The organism is Prescottella defluvii (assembly GCF_000738775.1).
In the GTDB taxonomy this organism is placed as follows: Bacteria; Actinomycetota; Actinomycetes; order Mycobacteriales; family Mycobacteriaceae; genus Prescottella; species Prescottella defluvii.
The window spans coordinates 1-14203 of the sequence record NZ_JPOC01000016.1 but is presented as its reverse complement, the minus strand read 5'-3'; the positions used below and the strand labels follow the sequence as shown (position 1 = coordinate 14203).

Sequence of the window (14203 nt, the reverse complement as noted above, 5' to 3'; positions counted from 1 at the left end):
CCACAGCCCCACCGGGGCACCAACCCCCGGGTACGTAGCTTGACATTCGCGTGTGACCCACCAAACAATGGCCGAGTTCTTAAATTGAACGGTGGTTCGTATTGCGAACGCCTTGGCTTCTGGAGATCGAATGAGCACCATCGAACGACCCGCGACACGCGGTCGCGCCGCGATGTGGGTCGCCCCACTGTGTTGGATCGCCGTCCTACTCGACGGATTCGATCTCGTCGTCCTGGGTGCAGTCATCCCCTCGCTGCGCGAGTACGGCGACTGGAACCTGAGCACGGGCGCGATCACGACCATCTCGACGGCCGGACTCGTCGGCATGACGATCGGCGCGCTCGTCATCGGCACCCTCACCGACGTCCTCGGACGGCGCCGGGCGCTGATCTACGCCGTCGCGGCGTTCTCCCTCCTCACCCTGCTGTGCGCGGTCGCCCCGAATCCGTTCATCTTCGGCCTGCTCCGCTTCCTCGCCGGCATCGGCCTGGGTGGCGCGCTGCCCACCGCGCTGGCACTGGTCAACGAGTTCTCCAAGAAGCAGGGCGGCGGATCCGCCTCCACGATGCTGATGACCGGCTACCACGTCGGCGCCGTCGCGACCGCGGCACTGGCCATCGTCCTCATCGACCCCTTCGGCTGGCACTCGATGTTCATCGTCGGCGCCGCACCGGCGATCGTGCTGGTCCCGCTGATGATCAAGTACCTGCCGGAATCGCCGTCGTACCTGCTCTCCAAGGGCCGTCGTGACGAGGCCGAGCACATCGCCGCACAGTACGGACTGACCCTCGAGGCCGCACCGGCCGACGGCGCCTCCGCCGCGCCGGCCGCCAACCCGGTCAAGGCGCTGTTCTCGCCGAAGTTCCTGCGCAACAGCATCGCCATCTGGGTCACCTCGTTCATGGGCCTGCTGCTGGTCTACGGCCTCAACACGTGGCTGCCGACGATCATGCGTGAGGCCGGCTACGAACTGGGCGCGGCCCTGACGTTCCTGCTGATCCTCAACGCCGGCGCCGTCGTCGGCCTGCTCATCGCGGGCCGGGTCGCCGACAAGATCGGCCCCCGCACGGCGGCCATCGGGTGGTTCACCGGTGCGGCCATCTTCCTCGCGGCGCTCAGCATCGACGTCGCGGGCGGCATCTACGTGATGGTCTTCCTCGCCGGCTGCTTCGTGTTCAGCGCCCAGGTGCTGGTGTACGCCTTCACCAGCGCGAACCATCCCGCGGCCATCCGCGCGACCGCCCTGGGCTGGTCGGCAGGCATCGGACGCGTCGGCGCCATCTGCGGCCCGATCCTCGGCGGCGCACTGCTCGGCGCCGGTTACGCGGTGCCGTGGGGCTTCTACGCCTTCGCGCTGGTCGGCCTGGTCGGCCTGGTCGCGATCTCCACGACCCGCAACCTCGGTACCGACTGACGTACCCCTCTACGACGAAGGCCGACCGGGACTCCCGGTCGGCCTTCGTCGTATATCCGTCTCCGCTAGCGAATGGGTGCGAGCGTGGGCCGTTTGGCACTGACGCCGTCGCCCGACGACGTGCCGCGGACCCGCCGTCCGATCCACGGGAGCAGGAATCCCCGGGTCCATTCGAGGTCGGCCCGGCGCTGCGCGGCCCGGTCGGTGGGCAGCTCGGGTCCCAGCGGATCCATCACGATGTGGTGCGCGACGCCGAGCGTGTCGAGCACCCGGATCGCCATGTTCTGGTGTCCCGGCGTGGACATGTGCAGCCGATCCCAGTCCCACATCCGCAGATCCTGGTACTCGTCGAAGCGCCAGAAGTCGACGAGGTGCGCCCCGTGCCGGTCCGCGACCTCACGGACCAGCTCGTTGTAGATGGCCGAACGCCCGCGGATCTTCGAGAACACCGCGGAGAAGCTCGCGTCGAACGCGGTCCACATCAGCACGGTCGCGCCGGTCGCGGTCAGCTTGCCGACGGCCTCGTCGTAGCGAGCGACGAGGGCGTCGAGGTCGATCCGGGGGCGCATAAGGTCGTTGCCGCCCGCATAGATGGTCACCAGATCGGGCTCGAGCGCGATCGCGGTGTCGAGTTGCTCGTCGACGATCGGGCCGAGCAGCCGGCCGCGAATCGCGAGATTGGCGTAGCCGAAATCGGCACTGCGGGTGGCGAGTTCCTCGGCCACCCGGTCCGCCCAGCCGCGCAGGCCGTTCGGTCGGGTGGCGTCCGGGTCGCCGACGCCCTCGGTGAACGAGTCACCGAGGGCGACGTACCTGTGGAAGACGGGTTCCTGCGACATCATGTCCCCAGTATTTCAGTAGGAACGCTAAGGAACCCGGTCGCGTGCCGAATCACACGTCGGTGCTGAACCGCACTCCGCCGTCGGGCAGCTGGACGCCGGGCCACACCCGCGCCCCACCGATCAGCTCGCAGCGGGCACCGACATCGGCGCCGTCGCCGATCACGGCGTCGCGGATCAGCGCGCGCGGACCGATGCGGGCACCGAAACCGATGATCGACCGCTCGACCACCGCACCGGCCTCCACGTGTGCCCCGTCGAACAGCACCGCGCCGTCGAGTCGGGCACCGGCGCCGACCTCGGCGCCGCGACCGACGACGGTGCCACCGATCAGCAGTGCACCGGGCGCGACACCCGCGCCGGGATGGACCAGCGACTCGCCGCGCGGGCCGTCGAGGGCCGGCGACGGCGCAATGCCGCGCACCAGGTCCGCGGAGCCGCGGACGAAGTCGTCGGGGGTGCCCATGTCACGCCAGTACGACGTGTCGACGTGACCGAACACGCGGGCACCGTCGGCCAGCAGCGCCGGGAACACCTCACGCTCGACGGACACCGGACGATCCGACGGGATCTTCTCGATGATCTCGCGGCGGAAGACGTAGCAACCGGCGTTGATCTGGTCGGTCGGCGGATCCTGCGTCTTCTCCAGGAACGCCTTGACCCGGCCGTCCTCGTCGGTGGGCACACAACCGAACGCACGCGGATCGCCGACCCGCACGAGGTGCAGCGTCACATCGGCGTTGGTGTTGTGATGGGTGTCGAGCACCGCCCCGAGGTCGGTGCCGCCCAGGACGTCACCGTTGAAGACCATGATGTTGTCCGCGCGCAGGCTGGGCAGCACGTTGCGGATGCCGCCACCGGTGCCCATCGGCTCGACCTCGGTCACGTACTCGATCTCGAGCCCCAGATCGCTGCCGTCGCCGAAGTGATCCTCGAACACCTCCGCCTTGAAGGACGTGCCCAGCACGACATGCGTGATGCCCGCCTGCTTGATCCGGGCTAACAGGTGCGTCAGGAACGGCACCCCGGCGGTGGGGAGCATGGGCTTGGGGGCGGACAGCGTCAGCGGACGCAGCCGGGTGCCCTGACCTCCGACCAGAATGACGGCATCGGTTGCCGAAGCAGTTGTCATGCTTTCCCCTCAATCTCGATCTCTCGACGCTCGTTCTGCCCGCGCTCGTCGTCCCGGCGCTCACGGACCGCTGCTGCGACCGCGAGCCTCGAACGCAGGGCGAGTCCACCCCGCAGCGCCCACCGCACCGGCGCCTGCCACCACGCGGGGTGCCGGTCGGCCTGGAAGCGGTACGCGCTCCGGTGGTGGGCAGGCAACATCAGTTCGGGATGCCGGCCCGCGGCATGCCCCTTCGCATGGGTCACCTCGGCCGACGGCACGAAGACGTTGAGCCAGCCCGCCTTGCCGAGCCGGTCACCGAGGTCGACGTCCTCCATGTACATGAAGTAGCGGGAGTCGAACCCGTCGATCGAGTCGAACGCGACCCGGCGCAGCAGCAGGCACGACCCGGACAGCCATCCCGCGGGACGCTCGGTGATCGTCTCGTTCTCCTGGAGGTACCGCTGGCTCCACGGGTTGGACGGCCACACGGAGCCGAGAACGGCATGCCCGGCGCCGGAGACCAGGTCGGGCACCCGGCGGGCCGACGGGTAGACGCTGCCGTCGGGTTCGCGGACCATCGGCCCGAGGGCACCGGCACGCGGCCATCGCTCCGCCGCGGCGAGCAACTGGTCGATCGAACCGGGCGACCAGCGCACATCCGGATTGACGACGACGACGAACTCGATGTCGGGGTCGATCTCGGCGACCGCGCGATTGATCGCACCGCCGTACCCGATGTTGCCGCCCGTGCGCAGCAGTCGGACGTGGTCGTGCGCCGCGGCAGCCGCCTCGGGCGCCCCGTCGGTAGACCCGTTGTCGGCCAGGATGACCTGCGGGTTTTCGACCGTCGCATCGGCCAGCGTCCTGAGGAAATGCTCCAGATGCTCGCCGGGCGAGTAGGTCACCGTCACCACGGCCAGCTTCGAACTCACGCGGGCAAGCGTAGCCCGAATGCCCGCATCGTCCTCACTCGAGCCGGGCCAGCGCGTCGCCGAGCGCGTCCCGCCACGGCCGCAGCGGCGTCAGACCGGCCGCCGTCCAGGACTCCGGCGACAGCACCGAGTAGGCCGGCCGGGGCGCCGGACGCACGAACTCGGCACTGCTGCACGGCCGTACCCGGGCGGGGTCGGCGCCCACCTCGGCGAACACCGCGCGGGCGAGGTCGAACCAGGTCGCGGTACCCGAGTTGGTCGCGTGCAGTGTGGTCGCGCCGCCGCCACCGGTACGGGCCAGTTCGAGCAGCCCGGCAGCCAGATCCGCGGAGTACGTGGGCGAACCCGTCTGATCCGTGACGACCTGGATCGTGTCGCGCTCACGCTCGAGTCGCAGCATGGTCGCGACGAAATCGGTCCCCACCCCCGTGTACACCCAGGCCGTCCGGACGATCTGCGCACCGGGCAGCACCTCACGGACCGCCCGCTCACCGGCGAGCTTGGTCCGGCCGTACACGGTCCGCGGATCGGTGGCGTCGTCGATCTCGTAGGGCACGGCGCCCGCCCCCGCACGGTCCCCGGCGAAGACGTAGTCGGTGGACATGTGGATCAACCGAGCCCCGACGCGGGCACACGCCGACGCCAGATTCCGCGGGCCGACCGCGTTGACCGCGGCAGCGGCCTCCTCGTCCGACTCGGCGGCGTCCACCGCGGTGTAGGCCGCACAGTTCACCACCACCGAACCGGGCTCCACCCAGGCGTCCACGGCGGCGCCGTCGGTGATGTCGAGTTCGTCCGAGCCCACACCGACGATCGGCACGTCGGCAGCGTCCTGCAACGCCAGCAGGCGACCACCCAACTGCCCGCGTGCACCGGTCACCAGAATCCTCTTCACGACTGCCGAGTCTGGCACGCCGGACAGTTGTATCGCTTTCCGCGCGCAGAACACCAGTAGCCTTGACTGCGGAAGCAATCGAGATCGTCCGAGGAGGGGCCACAGGTGCCACAGGAGCCCACCGCGTCGGGAATGCCGCGACCGCCAGCCCCGGTCTCGCGCATCCAGATCGCCATCGCGGTTGCCGCGGTGCTGGTGCTCGTGGTCACCGGATTCGCTTGGCGCAGTGTCGACTCGCTGCGGTCGAGCCTGTCGACGATCGGCGATCTCGGCCTGGGCGGCACCAAGGACGGCGCCGTCGACATCCTGATCGTCGGCACCGACAGCCGCACCGACGCGCACGGCAATCCCCTCAGCCAGAAGGAACTCGACTCGCTGCGGGCGGGCGAGGAGGTCGCGTCCAACACCGACACCATCATCCTCGTCCGGGTCCCCAACGACGGCAGTTCGGCGACCGCCATCTCGATTCCCCGCGACGCGTACGTGGACGTGCCGGGAATCGGGAAGTCGAAGATCAACGCCGCGTACGGCGCAACCAAGGAAGCCGAGCGGCAGACGCTGGTCGAGGACGGCGAATCCGACGCCGACGCGGACAAGCAGTCGACGAAGGCCGGACGCGAAGCGCTCATCAAGTCCGTCGCGAAGCTGACCGGCATCACCGTCGACCACTACGCGGAGATCGGGTTGCTCGGCTTCGTCCTGCTCACCGACGCGGTCGGCGGCGTCGACGTGTGCCTCAACGCGCCTGTCGACGAACCGCTCTCGGGCGCGAAGTTCCCCGCCGGCGACCAGACACTCGACGGCGCCGACGCCCTCAGCTTCGTCCGCCAGCGGCACAACCTGCCCCGCGGCGACCTCGACCGGATCGTTCGCCAGCAGGTGTTCATGGCCTCGCTGGTGCGGGAGGTGCTCAGCGCGCAGACCCTCACCAACCCCGGCAAACTGAACCAGCTCAGCTCCGCCGTGCAGCGGTCGGTGGTGCTCGACGCCGACTGGGACATCATCGAATTCGCCACCCAGCTCAAGGACCTCGCGGGCGGTGAGGTCAAGTTCGAGACGATCCCCGTCGTCGACATCAACGCGATGACCGACTACGGCGAGTCGATCGTGCAGGTCGACCCCAAGGCCGTCCGCAAGTACGTCGCCGGGCTGGTCGGTGAGGAACCCGCCGAGGACGAGTCCGACACGACCACCACCCCGACCGAGATGCCCGACATCGACCCGTCCACCGTCACCGTCGACGTCGCCAACGACAGCAGCATCAGCGGTCTCGCCTCGAGCGTCGGAACGACCCTCGACGGCAAGGGCTTCGGCCTCGGCGACGTCGGCAACAACACCGGCAAGTCCGTGACCCGGTCGACCGTGTTCGCGAACAAGTCGGACAGCAAGGGCGCGCAGGCTGTGTCGGTCACCCTCGGCGGACTGCCCGTCGAGGTCGACAAGTCGCTGTCGTCGGACACCGTCCGGGTCGTGCTGGCCGGCGACTACAAGGGCCCCTCCGGGACGTCGTCGGCGTCCGGATCGGGGACATCGGGCGTCGCGAGTGCCGGCACCTCGCCCACCCCCGTCGAACCCGGCCCCGCGATCGACGCGGGCAAAAAGGGTCCCCACTGCGTAAATTGAGTGGTCGCCACCGCTTCACCTGAGTACAGATCGGAACACCGTGCCCAACCTGACCACCGCGCTGCTCGACCCGATCCTGGCCGCCGACCCGGCCGGCCCGCGGATCACGTACTACGACGACGCCACCGGTGAGCGGGTGGAACTGTCCGCCATCACCCTCGCCAACTGGGCGGCCAAGACCGCCAACTTCCTGTGCGACGAGTTCGCCCTGGCGCCCGGTGCGCGGGTGTCGGTGCTGCTGCCGGCGCACTGGCAGACCGCCGCGGTCCTGCTCGGCGCGTGGTGGGCCGGCCTCGAGGTGACGCTCGACGCCGATCCCGACGCGGACGCCGCCCTCGTCACCGCCGACCGTCTCGACGACGTCGCCGACGCGCCCGAGGTGGCGGTGCTCTCGCTGGACGCGTTCGGCCGCCCCGTCCCCGACCTGCCGGTCGGCGTCACCGACTACGCGACGGCCGTGCGGGTGCACGGTGACCAGTTCCGCCCCGGAGGCACCGCAGACGCGGCGCTGGACGGCCGCGGCGTCGACGACGTCCTCGCCGCCGCCCGCGCCGCGGCCGCCGCCGACGGGATCACCGGCGCCGACCGCGTGCTCTCCACCCGCACCTGGGCATCGCCCGACGAGCTGATCGCCGGCCTGGTCGCGGTCCTCGCCGTCGGGGCGTCCCTGGTGCAGGTGGCCAACCCGGACACCGCCGCGGTCGAACGCCGCGCCGGTGCCGAGAAGGTCACCGTCCAGCTCGGGCGTTAGCCGGCTCACGCCAGCGCGGCCACCGGCGCGGTGCGGGCCGCCCGCCTGGCCGGGAGGATCGCGGCGAGCACTCCGGCCGCTCCCCCGCCCAGCACGATCGACGCGAGCATCGGCCACGGCAGGGTGCCGAGTTCGAGGTTCCCGAACCCGAACACCGACGCCGATCCGCTGACGCCGAACGCCAGCCCCAGGGCCACACCGAGCGCCGACGCCACCCCGGCGATCAGCACCGCCTCCCACAGCAGCATCGACCGCAGCCCCGAGCGGGTGAGCCCCACCGCCCGCAACAGACCCGACTCGCGGCGCCGTTCGAGCACCGACAGAGCCATCGTGTTGCCGACGCCGATCAGGGCGATCACCACGGCCACCGACAGCAGCCCCGCGACGATCAGCAGCAGCGTGTCGAGGACGCTGTCGAGGGTCGCCCGCATCACCAGCGATCCGCCGACCTCGCTGCCCGCGGCCAGGTCGGCGGCGAGCGCGGTGACCTCGTCCTGCACCGCGCGCCGTTCGTCGTCGCTCAGTCCATCGGCGAGCCGGATCCACATCTGATCGGTGCTCACCTGCGACGACAGCGCCGCGAGCAGGCGGGCGTCGATCATCGCCGGCTGCTCCGCCGACCCACCGACCGTGACCTCGCTCCGTCCGGCATTACCCGCGAGAGCGGCCGTGTCCCCGATCTCGAGTCCCAGGTTGCGCCGGTCGTCCGGCGAGAGCAGCAACTGGTGCGGACCGGGCAGATCGATGTCGGTGCGCAGGGTCGCGCGGACCGACGCGACGTCCACACCGAAGACCGGTAGCCGCCGGCCGTCGGGCAGGGTCACATCGGCGGCGGCCAACGGCGCCACCGCGTCCACCCCGTCGAGACCCCGGACGCGCTCGGCCAGATCAGCCGGCAGCCCGGTTCCGCCGCTCGCACCGATGCTCACATCCACCGGGAACTGGTCGTCCACCGCGCCCGGCGCACTGGCCTTCGTCACCGCGATGCCCACGACGAGCGTGCTGGTGAGCGTGACCCCGATCAGCAGGGCCGTCGCGGTCGCCGCCGTCCGCCGCGGGTTGCGGCCGGCATTGCCGGCGGCGAGCAGCCCCACCGGACCACCGAACCGGCCCAGCAGCGCCCCGACCCGGGAGATCACGGCGGGGACGATCCGCTGGCTCAGCAACACGATCGCCACGAACGTCAGCAGGCCACCGACACACGCGATCAGCACCTGGCCGGTGCCGGCGCCCACCGCGAGGATGCCGCCACCCGCGAGCAGCGCGAGCGTCCCGAGGACGCGACGCGCCCGCGACACCGCGACGGGTTCGGGCGCCGATTCGAGCGGCTGCAGCGCCGCCAGCGGCGACACCCGGGTCGCGGCACGGCTGGGCGCCGACGCCGCCGCGAGGGTCATCACGACGCCCACCACCAGTCCCGCGACCACCGTCACCGGCGTCACGGTCAACCCGCGCAACGGGATCGGGACATCGGCCGCGGCCGCGATCCGGGCCACCAGCCACGCCGCCCCGACACCCGCCGCCACACCGAGCGCCGACGCGACCACACCGACACCGGCCGCCTCGACCCGCACACTGCGACGCACCTGCGCCGACGTCGCGCCGACGCACCGCAACAGCGCCAACTCCTGCGTCCGCGCGGCCAGCAGCACCGCGAAGGTGTTCGCGATCACGAGCGCCGCGACCACCACGGCGATGGCACCGAACGCGAGCAGGACACTCGCGAGCAGGTCGGAATCGCCGAGGAACTGCTGCGACGCCAGCTCCGCCTGCCGGGCACCGGTGTCGACCGTCGCATCCGTCGGCAGCGCGGCCCGCACCCGGTCCGCGAGTTGCTGCTGCGACATCACGCCGTCACCCGCGATGCGGATCTCACGGCTCCCGTGGCCCGACGTCCAGGCGTCGAGCTGCCCGGCCGTCGCGAACACCGTGGTGCCGTTCATGTCCTGCGCCGTGCCGGACAGATCCACCAGACCCACCACCGTCGCGGTCTCGCTGACCGGCGCATCGGAGCTCAGCGTCGTGACCGTCAGTTCGGACCCGATCGGCGCGTTCGCACTCGCAGAGACCGCGACCTCACCCGGCGCATCAGGGAATCGCCCGTCGGACAGGGTCTGCCAGCGCAGTCCCGGATCGTCCGACACCGACTGCGCCGAACCGAACGACGAGCCCTCCCCGCCGCGGTGCACCTTGACGCTCGCCGAGACGTCCTCGGTGACCGCGTGGACACCCGGCACCGCCCGGATCGCCGCCACGTCGTCGCTGCCGGTGACCACGACGTCCGTCGTCGCGTACTGTCCGGCAAGCGAATCCGTCACGCCGGCCTTCAGGGTCGAGTTCAGCGTCAAGGTCGCCACGATGAACGCGACGGCGATCACGACCGCGAGCACCGACGCGACGTAGCGTCCCGCGTGCGCACGCATCTGCGCCCACGCCAGCCCCCGCATCAGTGCGCCCGGCTCAGGTCGTCGGCACCGAGGAGACGCATCGTCTCGATCACCGAATCGGTGGTGGGACGGTCGATCTCGCCGGCGATCCCGCCGTCGGCGATCAGCACGACGCGGTCGGCGTACGACGCGGCCACCGGGTCGTGGGTCACCATCACCACCGTCTGCCCCGTCTCGCGGACACTCGACCGCAGCAGGTCCAGCACCTCGGCGCCGGTCCGCGAGTCCAGGTTGCCGGTGGGCTCGTCCGCGAAGACGACGTCCGGCTGCGACAGCAACGCCCGCGCGACGGCGACGCGCTGCTGCTGGCCCCCCGACAACTCGTGCGGGCGATGCCCGAGCCGGTCCGACAGCCCGAGCCGCCGCACCACCTCGTCCCGCCAGTCCGGAGCGGGCACCCGGCCCGCCAGCCGCATCGGCAGCAGCATGTTCTCCTCCGCCGACAGCACCGGCAGCAGGTTGAAGGCCTGGAACACGAAACCGATCCGCTCGCGTCGCAGTTCGGTCAGGGCCCTGTCACCCAGCGCGGTGATCTCGGTGCCGCCGATCGTCACGGTGCCCGACGTCGCGGTGTCGAGTCCGGCGAGGCAGTGCATCAGCGTCGACTTGCCCGAGCCCGACGGCCCCATGATCGCGGTGAATGCCCCGGCCTCGAAGTCCACGTCCACACCACGCAGCGCGTGCACCGCGGTCTCACCGGCGCCGTACGTCTTGGTCAGGCCCCGCGCCCGCACCTTCTGATCATCAGTTCTCATACCGACGACGTTATGGCTGGTCAGGGGGCTTCCACATCGGAGCGCGGGGCGATCTCTCCGCCGACCGCGTCATCCCGGGGTAGGACGCCGTATCAGCCTCAGCGCCCACTCCCGGGTCCCCGACGCGGGTATCGGCCTGCCGGCGCCGGGAATGGGCGCCGAGGCCCACTGTCCACAGCACCCGCGTTGTCCACAGGCGGATCGAAACCCCAGGCCGCCGACGAAGGACTCGGACAGCGCTCCCCGATTCTGGTCCCATGTCCGACATCCGAACCTACGACGAGTTGATCGCGGCCGGCGTACCGCGCAGCACCATCGGCAGCCGGTGCCGGAGCGGGCGCTACCACCGACTGCTCCCCCGCACCTACGCACTGCGCGAGCCGACGCCACTGATGCGCTGCCTCGCCGTGACCCGCTGGCAGCCGACCGCCGTCCTGAGCCACCGGACGGCGGCGTGGCTGCACGGCTGGATCGACGAACCGGTCGTCATCGAGGCCACGGTGCCGCCCCGGATCCGCGCCCGCACACCGAAGTGGCTCGTCCTGCATCGCCGCGCCCTCGACGCCGGCGACATCGCCGAGTCCTGGTCGCTGCCGACGGTGTCGGCCACTCGGGCCCTGGTCGACTGTGGGTCCGTGATGCCGTCGGAGGAGTTCGAACGTCTCGTCGACGAGCAACTCACCCGAGGCGTCGACCGTCAGCAGTTGCGGGAGTTGCTCGACACCGACCCCGGCCGCTGGGGCAACGTCGGATCTCGCCGGCAACTTCGGACTGCGGCCGTGCGGTCGGCGTCGGAACCGGAGCGACTGCTTGCACGAGCCCTGAACCGGCGGCGGTGTGTCCTGGCGGCGAACGAACCCGTCGGGCCGTACATCTGCGACTTCGTCGACCGGGTGGCCAAGGTCGTCGTCGAAGTGGACGGCCGGGAATTCCACAGTGCACCGGAGGTGTTCCGCAGCGACCGTCGCCGCCAGAACTGGCTGGTACAGCACGGCTGGATGGTGTTGCGGTACGCCGCGTACGACGCGCTCGCCGATCCGGATTCGGTGGCAGCGGACATCGCCGCGGTCGTACGACGTCGCCGGCACTCCCGTCGCGGATCGGCCTGATCGCCCATTCCTCAGCCCAGCGCGCGGGAATCCGCTCGCAGCCGACGAAAGTGGGCGCTGACGCCGACTCAGTCGGAGCCGAGCAGATCCTGCGGCCGCACCAGGCCGACCTGGAACGCGTACAGCACCGCCTGCACCCGGTCCCGCGAACCGGTCTTCGAGAGCACCCGTCCCACATGGGTTTTCACGGTCGCCTCGGAGACAACGAATTCCTCGGCGATCTCCGAGTTCGACAGTCCCCGCGCCATCGCCTCGAGCACCTCGACCTCGCGGGGCGTCAGGTCGTCCGGCAGCGACGGGCGCACCGAACTGCCCAGCATCGGACCGACGTGCTGCAGCAGCTTGCGGGTGGAGCGGGCCTCGATGACGGCGTCGCCGCGGTGCACGGTACGGATCGCGTCGAGCAGCTCCTCGGGCGGCACGTCCTTGAGCAGGAAGCCGCTCGCGCCGGCACTGATCGCGGACATCACGTACTCGTCGTTCTCGAACGTGGTGAGCACCACCACCTTCGGCGAATCGTCGAGGGCGGTGAGCCGGCGGGTCGCCTCGATGCCGTCCATCACCGGCATCTGCACGTCCATCAGCACGACGTCGGCGGGGGTACGCGACAACTCGTCGACACCACGCGCACCGTCGGACGCCTCGAGGACCACACTCAGGTCCGGCTGCGAATCGATCACCATTCGGAAACCAGCCCGAACGAGCTGTTGGTCGTCGACGAGGGCCACGCGGATCATGCGGTCCAGCCTAGGTGTTCCATCCATGAGTCAGGAGCGGCAGCTGCCCCGCGAGCACGCCTGCGACGACACACAGGAAGACGTTCGTCGCCCCCTGCCGATACCACCGAACTTCGAGGTTGGACCGATCGTAGGGATCATTTACTTCAAGCTAAGAGTTATCCGAGCCGTAATTCACTCCATGCTTGGAGTATATTAACGGCATGGGAGACGCGCAGGGATCAGCCGGACCGCAGTGGCTCGACGCCGACGAGCAGCAGCACTGGAACGCCTTCGCCTACGTACTGACGCAGCTGCCGGCTGCGCTGGAGGCTCGGATGCAGCGGGACGCGGGCATCGCCCACTTCGAGTACGTGGTGATGTCGGCGCTCTCGATGGCACCCGAACGCACCCTGCGGATGAGCGAGCTCGCCCAGTACGCGGGAAGCACGCTGTCCCGGCTGTCGAATGTGGTCATCCGCCTCGAAAAACGCGGCTGGGTGCGCCGTCACCCCGACCCCGCTGACGGCCGCGCCACCCTGGCCACCCTCACCGACGACGGCATGGACAAGGTCACCGCCGCGGCGCCCAGCCATCTCGACGCGGTGCGACAACTGGTCTTCGACCCGCTGACCAAGGCACAGCAGCGCCAGCTCGGCGCCGCCTCCCAGCGCATCCTCGGCGCCCTCGACTCGCCGTGCCCCACCGACTGGCCCGAGACCACCCCGCCACCCGGCCGCAACTGAACCCCGCGCACACGCCTCACTCACCTTCACTCGGCCCACCGGCCGCAATCGCATCGACCCAAGGAGTTTTCGCATGCCCACCATCGCCATCGTCGGGGCCGGCCCCGGGCTCGGCCTGTCCATCGCCAAGGTATTCGGCGGCCACGGCTTCGACGTCGCCCTGATCTCCCGCAACAAGGACAAGCTCGACGCCCTGGTCACCGAACTCGCCGAGACCGGCATCACCGCAGAAGGCTTTCCCGCCGACGTCGCCGACCCCGACCAGCTCACCGGCGCACTTCAGGCCGCGATCGCACGGTTCGGGCGGATCGATGTCCTGGAGTTCTCCCCGCACGCGGGCCTGACCATGACCTCACCCGAGGACGTGACGCTCGACCGGCTGCGCCCGCAGATCGACGCCCTGCTCTACGGTGCGGTCGCCGCGGTCCAGACGGTGCTGCCCGAGATGCTCGCGGCCAAGTCCGGCACCCTGCTGTTCACCACGGGCGGCGGCGCGATCAATCCTTACCCGATGCTGGCCGACGCCAACATCGCGCAGGCCGGACAGCGCAACTGGGCGCTCAACCTCCACAACACCCTTGCCGAACAAGGCATCTACGTCGCCAACGTGGCCATCAACCTCATGATCGGCACTCAGGCCGAGGCCCCGGAAGGCGTCCCGTTCCGCGCGCCCGACGAGATCGCCCTCGACTACTGGAACCTGCACACCGACCGGACCCGAGCCGAGCACGTCGTCGGCGCCTGAGCCCCCGAACGCATCGTCCCCGGGCGGCCACCGGCCTCACGACCACCGGACGGTGGCCGCCCACCCCACGACTGGGGACGCCGACATTGCACCTAGGTGTACCTGGCCATCAGGTTG

General features: G+C 70.3%; 13 protein-coding genes. 6 read left to right on the top strand and 7 right to left on the bottom strand.

The window, feature by feature from the left end:
* The first annotated feature begins 130 nt into the window (after window positions 1-130).
* The gene (locus IJ15_RS0105590) at window positions 131-1414 is read left to right on the top strand and encodes an MFS transporter (RefSeq protein WP_031937357.1); all 1284 of its coding nucleotides are present in this window, start codon (window positions 131-133) and stop codon (window positions 1412-1414) included.
* A gap of 65 nt (window positions 1415-1479) precedes the next feature.
* Here IJ15_RS0105590 and IJ15_RS0105585 read toward each other — a convergent pair whose 3' ends face one another.
* From IJ15_RS0105585 to rfbD, 4 genes are read right to left on the bottom strand one after another with little or no spacing between them, the layout of a single operon-like run.
* The gene (locus IJ15_RS0105585) at window positions 1480-2256 is read right to left on the bottom strand and encodes an SGNH/GDSL hydrolase family protein (protein ID WP_081880600.1); all 777 of its coding nucleotides are present in this window, start codon (window positions 2254-2256) and stop codon (window positions 1480-1482) included.
* Between the two features lie 49 nt (window positions 2257-2305).
* Window positions 2306-3385, bottom strand: a complete 1080-nt coding sequence (manB, locus tag IJ15_RS0105580; protein ID WP_031937355.1) for a mannose-1-phosphate guanylyltransferase — start codon at window positions 3383-3385, stop codon at window positions 2306-2308.
* The gene (locus IJ15_RS0105575; protein ID WP_031937354.1) at window positions 3382-4299 is read right to left on the bottom strand and encodes a glycosyltransferase family 2 protein; all 918 of its coding nucleotides are present in this window, start codon (window positions 4297-4299) and stop codon (window positions 3382-3384) included. The genes manB and IJ15_RS0105575 overlap by 4 nt, the downstream gene beginning before the upstream one ends.
* Before the next feature lie 34 nt (window positions 4300-4333).
* Complete coding sequence (gene rfbD / locus IJ15_RS0105570; protein WP_407984017.1) at window positions 4334-5179, bottom strand: dTDP-4-dehydrorhamnose reductase; 846 nt, start codon at window positions 5177-5179, stop codon at window positions 4334-4336.
* Window positions 5180-5326: 147 nt separating this feature from the next.
* On the opposite strand from rfbD, the gene IJ15_RS0105565 reads away from it, so the two are divergent.
* Window positions 5327-6817: an LCP family protein gene (locus IJ15_RS0105565; protein WP_031937352.1), complete on the top strand. Its 1491-nt coding sequence runs from the start codon at window positions 5327-5329 to the stop codon at window positions 6815-6817.
* A 40-nt stretch (window positions 6818-6857) separates the two neighbouring features.
* Window positions 6858-7568: a TIGR03089 family protein gene (locus IJ15_RS0105560; RefSeq protein ID WP_031937351.1), complete on the top strand. Its 711-nt coding sequence runs from the start codon at window positions 6858-6860 to the stop codon at window positions 7566-7568.
* Window positions 7569-7573: 5 nt separating this feature from the next.
* Here the strand turns inward: IJ15_RS0105560 and IJ15_RS0105555 are convergent, their stop codons facing one another.
* Window positions 7574-9991, bottom strand: coding sequence for an ABC transporter permease (locus IJ15_RS0105555; protein WP_231569431.1), 2418 nt, complete (start codon window positions 9989-9991; stop codon window positions 7574-7576).
* Between the two features lie 23 nt (window positions 9992-10014).
* Window positions 10015-10770, bottom strand: coding sequence for an ABC transporter ATP-binding protein (locus tag IJ15_RS0105550; RefSeq protein WP_031937349.1), 756 nt, complete (start codon window positions 10768-10770; stop codon window positions 10015-10017).
* A 257-nt stretch (window positions 10771-11027) separates the two neighbouring features.
* Here IJ15_RS0105550 and IJ15_RS0105545 point away from each other — a divergent pair, with 257 nt between their 5' ends.
* Window positions 11028-11879: a DUF559 domain-containing protein gene (locus IJ15_RS0105545; protein ID WP_031937348.1), complete on the top strand. Its 852-nt coding sequence runs from the start codon at window positions 11028-11030 to the stop codon at window positions 11877-11879.
* 68 nt (window positions 11880-11947) lie between these two features.
* Here the strand turns inward: IJ15_RS0105545 and IJ15_RS0105540 are convergent, their stop codons facing one another.
* A complete protein-coding gene (locus tag IJ15_RS0105540; RefSeq protein ID WP_031937347.1) occupies window positions 11948-12616 on the bottom strand; it encodes a response regulator transcription factor in 669 nt (222 codons plus the stop codon).
* Window positions 12617-12819: 203 nt separating this feature from the next.
* On the opposite strand from IJ15_RS0105540, the gene IJ15_RS0105535 reads away from it, so the two are divergent.
* A complete protein-coding gene (locus tag IJ15_RS0105535) occupies window positions 12820-13341 on the top strand; it encodes a MarR family winged helix-turn-helix transcriptional regulator (RefSeq protein WP_031937346.1) in 522 nt (173 codons plus the stop codon).
* 73 nt (window positions 13342-13414) lie between these two features.
* Complete coding sequence (locus IJ15_RS0105530) at window positions 13415-14086, top strand: SDR family NAD(P)-dependent oxidoreductase (protein WP_031937345.1); 672 nt, start codon at window positions 13415-13417, stop codon at window positions 14084-14086.
* The last annotated feature ends 117 nt before the right edge of the window (window positions 14087-14203 follow it).